The organism is Planktophila warneckei (SeqCode) (genome assembly GCF_965234675.1).
In the GTDB taxonomy this organism is placed as follows: domain Bacteria; phylum Actinomycetota; class Actinomycetes; order Nanopelagicales; family Nanopelagicaceae; genus Planktophila; species Planktophila warneckei.
In genome coordinates this window covers 1,155,226-1,169,167 of the sequence record NZ_OZ248350.1, presented here as the reverse complement: position 1 = coordinate 1,169,167, position 13,942 = coordinate 1,155,226, and the positions used below count along the sequence as shown (strand labels likewise).

16 protein-coding genes are annotated in these 13,942 nt (G+C 47.1%); 7 read left to right on the top strand and 9 right to left on the bottom strand.

The annotated features are described in order from the left end of the window. The first annotated feature begins 13 nt into the window (after positions 1-13). The 4 genes from nudC (at position 14) to AC8GFU_RS06080 (ending at position 3,542) form a co-directional block, all read left to right on the top strand. Positions 14-970: an NAD(+) diphosphatase gene (gene nudC / locus AC8GFU_RS06095; RefSeq protein WP_506626254.1), complete on the top strand. Its 957-nt coding sequence runs from the start codon at positions 14-16 to the stop codon at positions 968-970. Continuing rightward, positions 958-2,637: an ATP-dependent helicase gene (locus tag AC8GFU_RS06090; protein WP_506626253.1), complete on the top strand. Its 1,680-nt coding sequence runs from the start codon at positions 958-960 to the stop codon at positions 2,635-2,637. Before nudC ends, AC8GFU_RS06090 begins: the two co-directional genes overlap by 13 nt. 145 nt (positions 2,638-2,782) lie before the next feature. Beyond that, complete coding sequence (locus AC8GFU_RS06085) at positions 2,783-2,941, top strand: hypothetical protein (protein WP_506626252.1); 159 nt, start codon at positions 2,783-2,785, stop codon at positions 2,939-2,941. 202 nt (positions 2,942-3,143) lie between these two features. Next, positions 3,144-3,542 (top strand): WhiB family transcriptional regulator, encoded by a 399-nt coding sequence (locus tag AC8GFU_RS06080; RefSeq protein ID WP_506626251.1) that lies wholly within the window; start codon positions 3,144-3,146, stop codon positions 3,540-3,542. A 40-nt stretch (positions 3,543-3,582) separates the two neighbouring features. On the opposite strand, the gene AC8GFU_RS06075 is transcribed toward AC8GFU_RS06080, so the two are convergent. The 4 genes from AC8GFU_RS06075 to AC8GFU_RS06060 form a co-directional block, all read right to left on the bottom strand. Then, complete coding sequence (locus AC8GFU_RS06075; protein ID WP_506626250.1) at positions 3,583-4,395, bottom strand: type II secretion system F family protein; 813 nt, start codon at positions 4,393-4,395, stop codon at positions 3,583-3,585. Next, on the bottom strand, positions 4,392-5,108 hold the full coding sequence (locus AC8GFU_RS06070) for a type II secretion system F family protein (RefSeq protein ID WP_506626249.1): 717 nt from the start codon (positions 5,106-5,108) through the stop codon (positions 4,392-4,394). Before AC8GFU_RS06070 ends, AC8GFU_RS06075 begins: the two co-directional genes overlap by 4 nt. Further along, positions 5,105-6,145 carry a TadA family conjugal transfer-associated ATPase gene (locus AC8GFU_RS06065; protein WP_506626248.1) on the bottom strand — a complete coding sequence of 347 codons (1,041 nt, stop codon included), beginning with the start codon at positions 6,143-6,145 and terminating at the stop codon, positions 5,105-5,107. Before AC8GFU_RS06065 ends, AC8GFU_RS06070 begins: the two co-directional genes overlap by 4 nt. Before the next feature lie 99 nt (positions 6,146-6,244). Next, a complete protein-coding gene (locus AC8GFU_RS06060; RefSeq protein WP_506626247.1) occupies positions 6,245-6,679 on the bottom strand; it encodes a nucleotidyl cyclase domain-containing protein in 435 nt (144 codons plus the stop codon). Between the two features lie 30 nt (positions 6,680-6,709). On the opposite strand from AC8GFU_RS06060, the gene AC8GFU_RS06055 reads away from it, so the two are divergent. Continuing rightward, the gene (locus AC8GFU_RS06055; RefSeq protein ID WP_506626246.1) at positions 6,710-7,087 is read left to right on the top strand and encodes a hypothetical protein; all 378 of its coding nucleotides are present in this window, start codon (positions 6,710-6,712) and stop codon (positions 7,085-7,087) included. Positions 7,088-7,123: 36 nt separating this feature from the next. On the opposite strand, the gene AC8GFU_RS06050 is transcribed toward AC8GFU_RS06055, so the two are convergent. Next, on the bottom strand, positions 7,124-7,843 hold the full coding sequence (locus tag AC8GFU_RS06050) for an SDR family NAD(P)-dependent oxidoreductase (protein ID WP_506626245.1): 720 nt from the start codon (positions 7,841-7,843) through the stop codon (positions 7,124-7,126). A 210-nt stretch (positions 7,844-8,053) separates the two neighbouring features. Between AC8GFU_RS06050 and AC8GFU_RS06045 the strand changes: the two genes are divergently transcribed. Beyond that, positions 8,054-11,710, top strand: a complete 3,657-nt coding sequence (locus AC8GFU_RS06045; RefSeq protein ID WP_506627175.1) for a multifunctional oxoglutarate decarboxylase/oxoglutarate dehydrogenase thiamine pyrophosphate-binding subunit/dihydrolipoyllysine-residue succinyltransferase subunit — start codon at positions 8,054-8,056, stop codon at positions 11,708-11,710. Here AC8GFU_RS06045 and AC8GFU_RS06040 read toward each other — a convergent pair. Beyond that, entirely contained in the window at positions 11,707-11,982 is a 276-nt protein-coding gene (locus tag AC8GFU_RS06040; RefSeq protein WP_506626244.1) for a S26 family signal peptidase, read from the bottom strand. The two genes, AC8GFU_RS06045 and AC8GFU_RS06040, sit on opposite strands and share 4 nt — an antisense overlap. 95 nt (positions 11,983-12,077) lie before the next feature. On the opposite strand from AC8GFU_RS06040, the gene sodN reads away from it, so the two are divergent. After that, positions 12,078-12,467, top strand: coding sequence for a superoxide dismutase, Ni (gene sodN / locus AC8GFU_RS06035; protein ID WP_506626243.1), 390 nt, complete (start codon positions 12,078-12,080; stop codon positions 12,465-12,467). 18 nt (positions 12,468-12,485) lie between these two features. Here the strand turns inward: sodN and AC8GFU_RS06030 are convergent, their stop codons facing one another. Genes AC8GFU_RS06030 through AC8GFU_RS06020 form a run of 3 tightly spaced genes read right to left on the bottom strand, consistent with a single transcriptional unit; the run spans position 12,486 to position 13,932 of the window. Beyond that, positions 12,486-12,905: a thioesterase family protein gene (locus AC8GFU_RS06030; RefSeq protein WP_506626242.1), complete on the bottom strand. Its 420-nt coding sequence runs from the start codon at positions 12,903-12,905 to the stop codon at positions 12,486-12,488. Between the two features lie 2 nt (positions 12,906-12,907). After that, the gene (locus AC8GFU_RS06025; protein ID WP_506626241.1) at positions 12,908-13,330 is read right to left on the bottom strand and encodes an anti-sigma factor family protein; all 423 of its coding nucleotides are present in this window, start codon (positions 13,328-13,330) and stop codon (positions 12,908-12,910) included. Continuing rightward, complete coding sequence (locus tag AC8GFU_RS06020; RefSeq protein ID WP_506626240.1) at positions 13,327-13,932, bottom strand: sigma-70 family RNA polymerase sigma factor; 606 nt, start codon at positions 13,930-13,932, stop codon at positions 13,327-13,329. Before AC8GFU_RS06020 ends, AC8GFU_RS06025 begins: the two co-directional genes overlap by 4 nt. Between the last annotated feature and the right edge of the window lie 10 nt (positions 13,933-13,942).

The following is a 13,942-nucleotide window of genomic DNA, read 5'->3' as shown; positions in this document are numbered from 1 at the left end:
AGCGTTCACCCCTATGAGCGCGTTGTCACTGATAAATCGTGAAAGTGAGCTGCGCTCTGATGCCACAAAGTTGGCAGAACTCTGGAAATCAGCCCAGATTATTCACTTAGTTGATGCTCGTTTAAGCGCAGCAGAAGATTCGCTGACTTTTATCGATGCCGCTGCAGTAAAGGCTTTGCAGGAAACATTTATCGAAGGCGATCGCTTCTTCCTTGGAATCGGCCGCGATGACAATCAGGCGTACTTTGCATGGCGCACCACCTGGATCAATCAGCCAGAAGATGATGGCACTGAAGAGTTTGAAAAGCGTAAGTATGAAGGATTCAAAACTTTGCGCGAAGTTGGTGGCAATTTAGATGCCGATGAATTAGCCCTTGCAATGCACGCAGTTGGTTTAGCGAACTGGCATGCAAACCACACACACTGTGCGCGATGCGGCGCGAAGACTGTAAGTGAACTAGGCGGAAGTGTTCGCGTCTGTGTTGAGGATGCAACGCAACATCACCCACGTACAGATCCAGCGGTAATTGTTTTAGTGCGAGATAAAGATGATCGAATTCTTTTGGGACATCAACCCATCTGGCCAGATAAGCGCTTTTCAACTTTTGCAGGTTTTGTCGAAACCGGCGAATCATTTGAAGAGTGCGTATCGCGCGAAGTATTTGAAGAAGCTGGTGTGTATGCATCTGAGATCAAATACTTAACTTCACAGCCTTGGCCATTTCCTGCATCGATCATGATTGCATTTGAAGCGATTACACATCGCCCCGAAGAAGCGCGCCCAGATGGAACTGAAATCACTGAAGTACGCTGGTTTTCACGTGATGAAATGAAGGCAGCTGTTATTGCTGAAGATATTTTGCTTCCACCAACTATTTCAGTTGCTCGTCGAATGATTGAAGCTTGGTACACACGTGTTGATGGATACACCCGCGAACAGTTACGTGGTGGTGAATCGTGGAGACCGTAGGAAACCTTCGCGCAGAAGAGATTCTTGAAGCATTAGATAATGAACAACGCGCAGTAGCTCTTGCTACACGTGGCCCAGTGTGCGTAATTGCAGGTGCTGGAACAGGTAAGACCCGCGCCATTACCCACCGCATCGCATATGCAGCAGCTATCGGAACAATGGATCCGCACAAGGTTTTGGCACTTACCTTTACTGCACGTGCTGCAGGAGAAATGCGCACACGACTTCGCTCACTTGGAGTTCCATCAGTTGCAGCGCGAACCATTCACGCAGCAGCGCTCAAGCAGCTGACATTTTTCTGGCCACAGGTATTTGGTGGCCGCACACCTGATCTTCTGACTACCAAGAGTGGATTCCTGACCGAAGCGATCAAACGTGCTCAATTACAGGGCGAACTATCAATTACCTCGCGAGATTTGCTGCGCGATATCGCAACTGAGATCGAATGGGCCAAGGTTTCGCAGGTTGCTCCATCTGATTACTTGAGCGAATCATTGAAGAGAACAGTGAAGCCGCGCATTAATCCAGAACAGTTAGCCAAGGTCTACACCGCATATGAAAGCGTGAAGCACCAAGAGCGCGCTATCGACTTTGAGGATGTACTTCTTCTAACCACTGCAATGATTGAAGAAGAACGCGAAGTTCGCGAACGTGTTCAGGATCAATACCGATTCTTTACAGTTGATGAGTACCAGGATATTTCGCCGCTGCAGCAGCGATTAATCAACGCCTGGTTGGGTTCTCGCCAAGAGCTATGTGTTGTTGGAGATCCGGCCCAGACTATTTACTCATTCGCTGGAGCAACTCCGGTCTTCTTAAACTCATTCACACAGCGCTTTCCAGAAGCTGAAGTTGTTCGCCTAACAACTGGATATCGTTCAACACCTGAAATTATCTTCACCGCAAACAGCATCTTGCGAAAAGGTGCGATGGGAAATGAACTTGTTGCGATCAATGATCACGGTAGCAAGCCAACAATTAGCTCCTATAACGATGAGGCAGCAGAGATCGCCGGAATCGTTCGCGACATTACGCAGTTAATTTCAGAAGGAACTCCAGCGCAAGAGATTGCAGTTCTTGCCCGCACCAACAACCAACTCAATGGTTTAGAAAAAGCGATGAACGCTGCAAACCTTCCTTATCAAGTTCGAAACACAGAACGTTTCTTTGAACGCAAAGAGGTTCGCGATTTCTTGAAGCAGGTTCGCACAGCATCAGTTATTCCAACTGAAGGTGTTTCATGGCTGGATGAACTTCGCACTCTTGCTCAGCCATTCTTAACTGGGGGAGCAATCGATGGAATTGCAGCGCTGCTACACCTTGCTCGCGAATTAGATGGTGACAGCGGATTTACTCCAAAGAATTTGCGCACCTACCTGCGCGAAGTAGAAGATCGTGTTCAGCAGAACAACCCACCGACAATGCCTGTGACAACTCTTGCAACATTGCACGCAGCAAAAGGCCTTGAATGGGAGCGCGTATTCCTTATGGGAGTAAGCGATGGAATTCTTCCGCTGGAAAACAACAGCACCACCGGTGATCAAGCATCAATCGATGAAGAACGTCGCTTGTTCTATGTTGGAATTACTCGCGCTAAATCAGATCTACGTCTTAGCTATCGTGGAAAAGCATCACGATTCTTGGCCGAAGCAGGACTGGCTAACTAGTCTCACCCCTTAATTCAGCGCAGATATAGCCGATTTACCCTCATTTACGCGGGGAATTAATTACCTTGCCAGTACCTCAACCCATGCTTTATCCTTAAGCCTTCATCCTCATGGCGAAGATGAAGCGAGTCGAAAGGAAACGAATATGTCTAACGCATCATTCGTATCAGCAAACGCTTTGCGTTCTGCTGTGATTCCTTCTGCTCATACAACCAATAAGCCTTCTACTTGGCATACCGCAAAGCCAGCGTTTTACGCAGCTTTTTATGCCGGATACGAGGCCAATGGTGGTTCAATCGAATAACTCGATTTAGAACTGAAGCCAAGGGCCTCGAATCCACAAAGGATTCGGAGCCCTTTTTGTTTTCCCCGATGTTTATTACTAAAAAATAAATTCAGGAGAAAGCAAAGAATGCAGTACGGATATCTCCCGATAACCACTGAAAACCGAAAGAGATAGCAAGACCCAACGACAGTTGGCCAACAAGGAAAGAAGAGGTGAGAACATGAGCGTTCTCTTCAGCGAACTACTAGTACCAGGCTGGGCAGATGAGAAGATCGGTTTGGATGCCGTAACGGGCACATACAGCGATGGGTCATCATTTAATTTGCCATGCCACACTGCAGATCCTGAGCTCTATTTTTCTGAGGATGAGATGCAGGTTGCGGAAGCGAAGTCGCTCTGCGGTGGATGTCCCGTGCGTGCACAGTGCTTAGAGGGTGCGTTATCGCGCCAAGAGCCGGCTGGTGTGTGGGGAGGCGAACTATTTGAAGATGGTCGCATCATCGCAAAGAAGCGCAAAGCAGGACGACCTTCACTCAAAGAGGTTGCTGCTCGCACTGCAAATGGTGAATTGATTGAACTCAATGTTGAAAAGGATGAGCGCGAGGAAAGCGCTGCCTAAAGTATTTTGGCAATCGCAATGTGGGCGCTAGTTGCTTTCCTTAGCTAGCGAACATATTGAGGTTTGTTAAAGATGGCCATAGTGCAAAGAGTATGGAGATCGGCAGGATAAGGAATACAACTGGAATCATCATTGATATTTCAGCCTTACCAGCCGCTCCCATAACTCGATTTCTCTGATTGCCACGAGCTTCAACTGCGTGGCGTGAAAGCACTTCAACAAGTGGAGCACCGCGCAAAGTAGCGGTTATCAAAGCATCAACAAAACGGCGAATCATTACCGATTTAACTCGGCGGCCCATTGAATCTAAGGTTTCACTTAAAGGGGATCCACCGCGCACTCCCGCAACAACAACGGAGAACTCGTGCGCTAGAGCACCGTTAGCTGACTCTGCAATGCGATGCATCGCGCTCATCGGTGTTTCTCCAGCTGCAATTGCAAGCGTCAACATCTCAATAATTGCAGGAAACTCCGCCTCGATTAATTCGTGCCGCTTCTTTACGGATTTTGTTAAGTCGCGATCCAGCAGTACATACATCGTTGTCGCTACTAAAGCCGAACCAAGTATTGATAAAGCAAATGAATGTGAAAGGAGAAAGAGAAGAACTAAGGCAACAGAGCTACTTGCTGCGCTGTATCCATACTGCTTAATCCGAAACTCTTCATAATCTTTATCACTCCCTTTACCTAGCTCTTCTAGCCTTGCCCGAACAGCGGTGCGGTCATCACTCTTTTTTGCATTCTTTGCAACTACTCTGCGCGCTTCTTCTAACGGATTTACTTCATCGCCAATAACTATAAGAAATCCAGCAGGAATCACAAGCAAAGCAGTTATGAAAAAGAAGATCGTCATCGCTCAACTCCAGTGAAAACTCTCGGAGTTTGAGGCAATCGCCCTAATCGATTCATCCACACATATGCAATCGCTGTCATGACTAAACCAGCGATCAAAATCATCGCACCCGTAGGTGTTGAGTAAGCCTTTGCAGTGCTTGGTTGAGTTGAAAGCAGTAAGAGTAATATCCATGGAGCAGCAGCTGAAATATGTGCTGAGTTTTTAATCCATCCATGCTTTACATCAATCTCACGACGAAGCGCTAAATCCTGACGTAGGAAATCACCCAGAGTTCGTAATATCTGCAGAAGTTCACTTCCACCTAAGGTTTTAGAGATGAGTAGTGCTTCAAAAATCTGATCACTACCGTGATGTGCAAAGATGGTTTTTAGCTCAGCAATCGCCCCTGTTAGATCACCGCTTCCATACAAAGTGGCACGAAACTGCACAAAGGCAGGTCTCAAGATCTCGGGACCACGGGTTGAAAGCCCAGCGAGTGATTCAGATAAAGAAAGTCCAGATTGAATTCCTGACATCAAATGATCAATAACTTCAGGCCAGGCAGCGATTAGCGCAGCCTCGTTAATGTGAGTTTTTGTTCTTACAGTTACAAAGGCAATACCTGCCGCTAAAGCACCAAATGCAAGTGCAATGATTATTGATCTAGTCATCATTGCAACTAACGCGGTCGAAACCGCCGCAGATATACCAATTCGTAGTGAAAGTTTCATTTGTGCCACCATTGACTCAATGGAGCCCCGATCGCAGTAAATCTTTCAGGGTTTGGCAACGAACCAACTCCTCGCTGATATTGATTGCCATCCCACTTCCATAGCGATTCAATTTCTGCCCGATCATTCTCATATCTGCCTGTAACGGCAGCAACCTCATTTATTCTGCGAACGCCATTAGCGTCCAATGTGGCGTGAACAATCAAATCAATCGCCGAAGCAACAGTTGGAGCAATGAACTTGTGTGAAATGTTTTCACCAGCCAGTAAGGGCAATGTCTGTAATTTAACTATTGCATCTCGCGGAGAGTTAGCGTGCAAAGTTCCCATGCCCGGCAAACCAGAGTTCAATGCAATCAAAAGATCCAGGGCTTCGGCTTCACGAACTTCTCCGACGATAATTCGTGAAGGTCGCATACGAAGCGACTCTTTAATTAACCTGCGTAAAGGAATCTCCCCTTCACCTTGCAAATTCGCACTTCTTGTTTGCATCTGCACAACATCCGGAAGCTGAGGAGTTAATTCAAAAACCTCTTCGATTGTCACAACTCTTTCACTGCGCGGAACGGCGCCAGCTAAAGCATTCAGAACAGTCGTTTTTCCTGCCTGAGTGCCGCCACACACCAAGATGTTGAGACCAGCTTGGACGCTGTAGGAAAGTGCTGTGCCGATTTCAGCGCTCATAACTCCACGAGCAACCAAATCATTCACACTGAGATTGCGCATTAAATGTTTGCGGATATTTACCGCCCAGTGGTGTGCTGTAATTTCAGGGATTGCAACATGTAAACGGCTTCCATCGGGCAATCTGGCATCGACAAATGGGTGTGAAAGATCAAGTCTGCGACCGCTCCACATTAACGCTCGTTCCACAATATTTCGAACATCATCAGCGGTTAAGAGTAGATTGGTCAGCTCACTTCTTCCATTGCGAGCAATAAAAATACGCTCGGGTGAGTTAATCCAAATCTCTTCAATTGTTGGGTCGCACATAAATGGTGCAATGGCACCAAAGGTCACATTCAAATCTAGTTCCATGCCGTGAAACCTAGGTACGGGGCTGACTTACTACATGATGTCGCCAAAAGCCGTGGATAACGGATTGCTGGTGTGACTCTTCGTAATCAGAAAGAGCAACTAATGCGAGACCAGCTCGGTCCTATCAAGGCGATCTAGCAATTTCAACGCATCTTCATCGCTGTGGCTAAAAACCATTCCCATGTAGATCAATAATGAATGATTAACAGTCAGTGAAGTAGAAGTCAGTAAGCGCTGTAAAAACATCTCTGCATTCTGTTCACCATCTCGTACGATGATCACAACTTCATTGACACCTAAACGACCGACACAATCCTCATTTCTAGTTAGCTGAGTTAGCTCATAGGAAAAGTGCAGTATGTCGTGGGCTCGAACCTTCTCACTGTCAGGATTGTTAAACACGACTTTGATGAGCGCCAACGGTTTTCCAGATCTGGATGCAAAAGCAATTTCACGACGAAGTTGTTCGTAGAAGTAAGAGGGCGATGCAAGGTGTGTTTGAGAATCATGGATTCCATCATGTGAAAAGAGCATTTTTACCTCGCATAAGTTAATCTCGCCTCTATGAGTCAAGATCCTGCCAAGGCTGCAAAAGCACGCGCACTAGTGGCATCCCTACTTTTCATTGAGTCAGGCGTCATCGTCGCGTTAGCGCTGTGGTTGGTTGTTCTTACCTTTACCGCAGACTCCTTTGAACTCCTGCCATTCCTCGGAGTTCTACTTTTTGCACTTCTTGGAGCAGCAGGATTAGCAGCATCCGCACTTGGTTATAAGCGCGGGAAGTACTTTGGTCGCTCGCCTGCGGTCCTAGCTAATTTAATTGCGTTAGGTGTTGTTTCATATCAAGTTGAAGCGCATTTGTGGTTTGTGGCTATTCCTTTGGCCGCACTTGCTGGCGCAACTTTGATTTCAGCTTTGCGCGCTATTCCAACTGATCTCTAGATTCCCTAATTCATTCTTAAAAAGAGTAAAAAGCGATTACCACTCAACAATCTGATTGTCTTCCCACAGAACTCCTGTTGTATCTCCAGGATTAAATTCACGAGTTGCTAACCACAGCGCACATGCTGCACCTTCTGCAGCGGTACGAGGTGCATCAGGGCCACCCATATCTGTTTGTGAATGATTAGGACAAACAGCATCAACTAATACTCCACGAGCACCTAAACCAGTTTCATGTGCAAGGTTTCGCACAAGTGCGTTAACACCAGCCTTACTAATTCTGTATGGAGCAAGTCCTCCCGCATTTCCAGGTCCTGACATTCGACCAAGGCATGCAGAGTAAATAATGATTCGTCCATTGCGCGCCTCAACCATTGCAGGTGCAAGGCCGTTAACTAGTGTGAAAACTGAATCAAGATTGATTGTCATAACTCGACGCCACTCAGCATCTGTAGTTCTTAAAGTCTTTGACATTTTTTCGCTCATCACACCGTGCGCCAAAATCATGACATCCGGTGCCGATTGTTGTTGTGCAATCAAATCAACGGTCGTGCGAGTTGCTTCGAGATCTTCTAGATCAACTGCATAAGTGGTGAAGTGTTGAGTCGGGTAATGACGTTGTAGCGATTGCTGAGCTAATGACAGGCGGCTCTGATCCTTTGCGATCATGACAATGTCATATCCCAGTGCGGCTAATCCCTTGGCATTTTCAAAGCCCAAGCCTCGACTGGCCCCTGTGACTATCGCTATTGACATGGGTTAAGGGTGGACTAAATGCCCGCCATTTGCAGGTTGAAAGACCAGCACTTTCTTGTTGAGAAAGGTGTGGTCAATCTCGCCTAATGAGGGGCTTTTCAGGGTTTTTCATGCGGGCCGAGGCAGATAGGCTAAGCCTGTAATCAATGCAGAAGGAGATTGCCAGTGTCGGCACAGGATTTTGGTGCAAATGATTGGCTCGTCGATGAAATGTACGAGCAATATCTACAGGATCCTTCTTCCGTAGACCCTGCATGGGTTGAGTATTTCAAAACTAATAAGCCAGGTGCGCCAGCAACATCAGCTGCACCAAGCAAAGGTGTTCCACCAATTCCAAAGGCACAACAACAAGCAGCAGCTCCTGCACCAGTTGCAGCACCGGTTGCACAACCTGCACCAATAGCGGCAGCTCCAGTTGCACCTGCAGCGCCAGTTGCTCAACAACCAATTGTTCGTGAAACAGCGGTTGCACAACCAACTCCTGCAGATCCTGTTGTTCGCCCAGCACCAGTTCTCATTACTCCAGGTGCATCAACACTTGAACCAATCCGCGGAGTTAGTGCTCGCGTTGTTCAATCAATGGAGGCATCACTATCAGTTCCAACTGCAACATCAGTTCGCGCAATTCCTGCGAAGTTGATGATTGATAATCGAATTGTTATTAACAACCACCTTGCACGTGGTCGCGGAGGAAAGGTTTCCTTCACTCACATCATTGCTTACGCAATGATCAAGGCAGTTCGTGCAATGCCAGAGATGAACGCATTCTTTGGCGAACTAGATGGCAAGCCAGCAATTGGAAAGCCAGAGCACATCAACTTAGGTGTTGCAATCGACTTGGCAAAACCAGATGGTTCACGTCAGTTGTTGGTTCCATCAGTTAAGGGTTGCGAAGATTTAGATTTCGGACAGTTCTGGGCAGCATACGAAGCGGTAATCAAGAAGGCGCGCGCTGGCGCACTAACTGTTGAAGATTTTGCTGGCACAACAATGTCAATTACTAACCCAGGAACAATCGGAACTGTTCACTCAGTTCCACGTCTTGTTCAGGGACAAGGGTTGATCTTGGGCGTTGGAGCGATGGATTACCCAGCTGAGTTCCAGGGTGCAAGCGAAGAAACCCTTGTAAACATGGCTATTAGCAAGGTAATTACTCTTACAAGTACTTACGACCACCGCATTATTCAAGGCGCGCAATCAGGAGATTTCCTGCGCCGCATGCACGAGTACTTGTTAGGTGCGGAAGGTTTCTACGATGAGATTTTCTCTGCGCTACGTATTCCATACGAGCCAATTCGTTGGGCAAGTGACTTTGCATTTACTCGCGATGAAGAGATCAACAAGACTGCACGTGTCCAGCAATTAATTCAGGCGTACCGCACATTCGGTCACTTAATGGCTGATGTTGATCCGCTTGAATACATCCAGCGTTCACACCCTGATTTAGATGTTGTAACTCATGGATTAACTCTGTGGGATCTTGATCGTGAATTCGCAACTGGTGGCTTCGGTGGCAAGAAGTTCATGCCACTTCGCAAGATCCTTGGAATTCTTCGTGACTCATACTGCCGTTCAGTTGGCGTTGAGTACATGTACATCCAGGATCCAAAGGAACGCGAATGGATTCAGGGCAAGGTTGAGGTTGGTTACGCCAAGCTTCCACGCGAAGAGCAGCTGCGTGTTTTGCGTAAGCTCAACAGCGCAGAATCATTTGAATCATTCCTTCACACAAAGTTTGTTGGTCAGAAGCGCTTCTCACTAGAAGGCGGAGAGTCTGTCATTCCTCTTCTTGATGCCGTTGTTTCTGCAGCTGCTGAAAGTAAGTTGGATGAGGTGTGCATCGGTATGCCACACCGTGGTCGTCTAAACGTTCTTGCAAATGTTGCAGGAAAATCAGCAGGACAGATCTTCCAAGAGTTCCAAGGTCACTACGCAGAGAATCAAGTTCAAGGTTCCGGCGATGTGAAGTACCACTTAGGTACATCAGGTGTATTTACCTCTGAAACTGGAGCGCAGACAAAGATTTACTTGGCTGCAAACCCTTCACACCTTGAGGCTGTAAACCCAGTACTTGAAGGCATTGTTCGCGCTAAGCAGGATCGCTTAAATGTGAAAAATGCTTACTCTGTAATGCCAATTCTGATGCACGGAGATGCCTCATTTGCGGGCCAAGGCGTAAACGCTGAAGTTCTGCAGCTTTCACAATTAGGCGGATACCGCACAGGCGGAACAATCCACATTGTTATTAATAACCAGGTTGGTTTCACAACCTCACCACATGCATCACGCACATCTCAGTACTCAACTGATTTTGCAAAGATTATTCAGGCACCGGTATTCCATGTAAATGGAGATGACCCTGAAGCATGTGTTCGCGTTGCTCGTTTGGCATTTGAATACCGCCAAGAGTTCAACAAGGATGTTGTGATCGACATGATTTGTTACCGCCGTCGTGGTCACAACGAAGGTGATGAGCCAAGCTTCACTCAACCAATGATGTACAAGCTGATTGATGCAAAGCGTTCAACACGTACCTTGTACACCGAAGCACTTGTAGGTCGTGGAGACATTACACCTGAAGAGGCTGAAGAGATCGCACGCGATTACCAGGCACAGCTTGAGTCAATCTTTGCTGCAGTTAACAACATTGAGCCAGAGCATGATGCAAACTTCAAGGCTCCAGTTGCTCCAGCTGCAGAAGAGATCAACACAGCAATTACAGAACAACTTGCTCGTGAAATCGCTGCAACACAATCTGCAGTTCCAGAAGGATTCAATGTTCATCCTAAGTTAACTCCACAGCTTGCAAAGCGCGTGGAATCTTTGAACGATGCAACCATCGACTGGTCTACCGGCGAGATGCTTGCATTTGGTTCATTACTGAAGGAAGGCCATCCAATTCGTCTTGCTGGACAAGATGCACGACGTGGAACTTTCTCAAACCGTCACGCGGTCATCATTGATAAGGAAAATGGCAATGAGTGGACTCCACTTCGTTCATTAATTAGCAATGAAAATCAGTTCTTTGTTATCGACTCATTGCTCAGCGAATACGCTGCTATGGGCTTTGAATATGGCTACAGCCTTGAGCGTGAAGAAGCGCTAGTTCTATGGGAAGGCCAGTTCGGTGACTTCGCAAACGGTGCTCAAACCGTTATTGATGAGTTCGTATCATCTGCACTGCAGAAGTGGGGCGAGCGTTCATCTGTAGTACTTCTACTTCCACATGGATATGAAGGACAAGGACCGGATCACTCTTCAGCACGTATCGAGCGTTACTTGCAGCTATGTGCAGAGCAGAACATGACTGTTGCACAGCCCGCAAGCCCTGCTAATTACTTCCACTTATTGCGTTGGCACATGAAGAACCCTGCACGTCGTCCTTTGATCGTATTTACTCCAAAGTCGATGCTTCGTTTGAAGGCAGCAGCTTCTGCGCTATCTGATTTCACATCAGGTCACTTCCAACCAGTAATTGGTGATGACTCAGTACAGAACGCATCACGCGTTATTTTCTGTTCTGGAAAGATTTATCACGACCTAGTTGCAGAGCGTGCAAAGCTTGGCGAGAACTCAACAGCAATTGTTCGCGTTGAACTTTTGTACCCACTTCCAATTGATGAAATGGTTGCAGAGGCAAACAAGCATCCAAATGCGAATTTGTTATGGGTTCAAGATGAACCTGCAAACCAGGGACCTTGGTCTCACATTGCACTTCGCACATCTGATGCACATGGTGGACATGGTTTTGGTGCTCGCACTTTGCGTCGAATTTCTCGTCGCGCCACAGCATCTCCAGCAACTGGAAGCCATCACTTGCATGAGGATGAGCAAAAGGCGTTGTTGTTAGAGGCCTTTACTCGCTAAGCCTTCTTGTATCTAAACAAGACCACACCAACGATTTCATTGCCTGGAATCCATCCCCAGGTGCGTGAATCGGTACTTTCATCGTTGTCGCCTTGCACCCAATAGATGCCGCCATGTGATTTTTGTAAGCGCTTTACTAGGAAGATTCCAGGCCGCTCTTCACGTTCAACCACTACCACCTTGCCCAGAATGCGATCTCCAACGAGCGCCGACAGACCTGCATCAAACCAAGAAACGAGCAGCCAGTCACCATCGTTAAATGTGGGGGACATCGAGCCCCCTGCGACCTTGACTGTGCCAAATTTGCTCACGGGCGGTAGTCTCGCACCATAACCAGGCAATTCACTGGAAATAAGGGGAGAAGAAAATGTTTGCACCAAAGACAACTGTCTACGCACACTGCGATCTTCCATGTGGAGTTTACGATCCAGCGCAGGCAAAGATTGAAGCGCTATCTGTAAAGGCTTGCATGGAAAAGTACGCAGCAAATACAGATGCAGATTTCCGTTCACGTTCAGTGGCGATCAAGGAAGAGCGCTCACATCAGGTTAAGGAGCACCTATGGGTGCTGTGGACTGATTACTTCAAGGCACCTCACTTCGAGGCGTACCCACAGCTGCACTCATTGTTCAATGAGGCAACAAAGCTTGCAGGCGCTGCAGGTACAAAGGGAACTCAGGATGTTGCAGTTGCAGATTCTTTGATCGCAAAGATCGATGAGATTGCAGAGATCTTCTGGGCGACAAAGAAGGCGTAGTTTGTATGTAAATCGGTTCTAGTTTTTATGAGAATCGTGCACAAGATTAAGAGCAGCGGTGCGGGCGAGGAAAGATACTCGCTCCACCGCTGATCTTTTTATTAAGGCCGCTGCGATCTGGCGATCATGTTCATACACTTCACATTCAAAAGTTAATTCTTTTCCTTCGATCTCAATCACTCGAGATGTTCCTCGTAACTCAGCGCCAATGCTTGCTGGTGACAGTGAAATAAACTCAACGCTGACAGGGATAGTTGTCTCTTCAGGCTCCAAATAAAGATCCAAAGACAAGATCGCTGCATGCTCCATTAAGTTAATTAACAGTGATGGAGCGATGATCGGCAGGTCGCCAATTCCAATTGCAACAGATGTATCACCGGGGCGAACAACCATCTCAGTTAAGCCAACTGCGCCAATAACCTCTTCTGCGGGATGCATCGTTATCGCACCTGACCATTCGGATCAGTGTCATCAATATCGCCATTAAGGAAGCGAATCTCTTCGGTGTGCTCAATAGTTACTTCGCGGTGCTCAATCTGCCCGAACTCATCTATCTCAATTGAAATCTCAGTCATGCTGTATTGGGTAACAACCTCAGTAAATGCACCTGTCATTTGTCCATGAATCTGGCGATAGATCGCATCATGCAGATCTTCTGGCGCTTTTTCATTACAGCTGCGGCGTAATGCACTTTGCATTAAATCTCGCATCGCTTGTTCATGAGCGAGCTCTGCCTCACATGCAGGACAGGTAGAGATGTGAACCTCGATCATGTTCATCTGTGGCTCTTCGATATTGCCTTCAATCAGCAACACAAATGAGTTCAGGACTTCATTGCATCCAAGTGCAAAGTTGAATGTCATGGCTTAGCCCCCGATTTCTTCTCGGTGGTGTAGCCCAATTCTTTTGCATACTCTGTTAACCGTTCGCGCAGCTGTTTTCTTCCCCGATGCAGCCGTGACATTACAGTTCCCGCTGGAACACCAACGATCTCGGCAATCTCCTTGTATGAAAAGCCTTCAACATCGGCCAAGTACACAGCGATGCGGAACTCTTCAGGAATATCTTGAAGAGCACGCTTGATATCGCTATCTGGAAGGTTCTCCAACGCCTCAACTTCTGCTGATTTTCCTTGATCGCTTGTATGTGAAGCGGCATCAGCTAACTGCCAATCTTCAATCTCGCCACCACTTAACTGTGGTCGGCGCTGATCTTTGCGGTAGGTATTGATAAATGTTGTTGTTAGAACGCGATACAACCACGCCTTTAAATTGGTGCCTGGTTCAAATTGGTGGAAGGAAGCAAAGGCCTTCAAATAAGTATCTTGAACTAAATCTTTTGCATCGTGCGGATTCTTTGTATAGCGAAGTGCGGCTGCATAAAGCTGATCTGTGAAGGCAAGGGCATCTCGCTCGAAGCGGACAGCACGATCCGCTGAGCTCTCTTTAACTAGATCCGTTGACATCGCTAAAACA

Coding starts and splice junctions, on each gene's coding strand:
- AC8GFU_RS06070 (WP_506626249.1), bottom strand. CDS start 5,108: ATGAAACTTTCACTACGAATTGGTATATCTGCGGCGGTTTCGACCGCG.
- sodN (WP_506626243.1), top strand. CDS start 12,078: ATGTTTGCACCAAAGACAACTGTCTACGCACACTGCGATCTTCCATGT.
- AC8GFU_RS06030 (WP_506626242.1), bottom strand. CDS start 12,905: ATGCATCCCGCAGAAGAGGTTATTGGCGCAGTTGGCTTAACTGAGATG.
- AC8GFU_RS06075 (WP_506626250.1), bottom strand. CDS start 4,395: ATGACGATCTTCTTTTTCATAACTGCTTTGCTTGTGATTCCTGCTGGA.
- AC8GFU_RS06055 (WP_506626246.1), top strand. CDS start 6,710: ATGAGTCAAGATCCTGCCAAGGCTGCAAAAGCACGCGCACTAGTGGCA.
- AC8GFU_RS06045 (WP_506627175.1), top strand. CDS start 8,054: ATGTACGAGCAATATCTACAGGATCCTTCTTCCGTAGACCCTGCATGG.
- AC8GFU_RS06085 (WP_506626252.1), top strand. CDS start 2,783: ATGTCTAACGCATCATTCGTATCAGCAAACGCTTTGCGTTCTGCTGTG.
- AC8GFU_RS06025 (WP_506626241.1), bottom strand. CDS start 13,330: ATGACATTCAACTTTGCACTTGGATGCAATGAAGTCCTGAACTCATTT.
- AC8GFU_RS06065 (WP_506626248.1), bottom strand. CDS start 6,145: ATGGAACTAGATTTGAATGTGACCTTTGGTGCCATTGCACCATTTATG.
- AC8GFU_RS06080 (WP_506626251.1), top strand. CDS start 3,144: ATGAGCGTTCTCTTCAGCGAACTACTAGTACCAGGCTGGGCAGATGAG.
- AC8GFU_RS06040 (WP_506626244.1), bottom strand. CDS start 11,982: ATGTCCCCCACATTTAACGATGGTGACTGGCTGCTCGTTTCTTGGTTT.
- nudC (WP_506626254.1), top strand. CDS start 14: ATGAGCGCGTTGTCACTGATAAATCGTGAAAGTGAGCTGCGCTCTGAT.
- AC8GFU_RS06050 (WP_506626245.1), bottom strand. CDS start 7,843: ATGTCAATAGCGATAGTCACAGGGGCCAGTCGAGGCTTGGGCTTTGAA.
- AC8GFU_RS06060 (WP_506626247.1), bottom strand. CDS start 6,679: ATGCTCTTTTCACATGATGGAATCCATGATTCTCAAACACACCTTGCA.
- AC8GFU_RS06020 (WP_506626240.1), bottom strand. CDS start 13,932: ATGTCAACGGATCTAGTTAAAGAGAGCTCAGCGGATCGTGCTGTCCGC.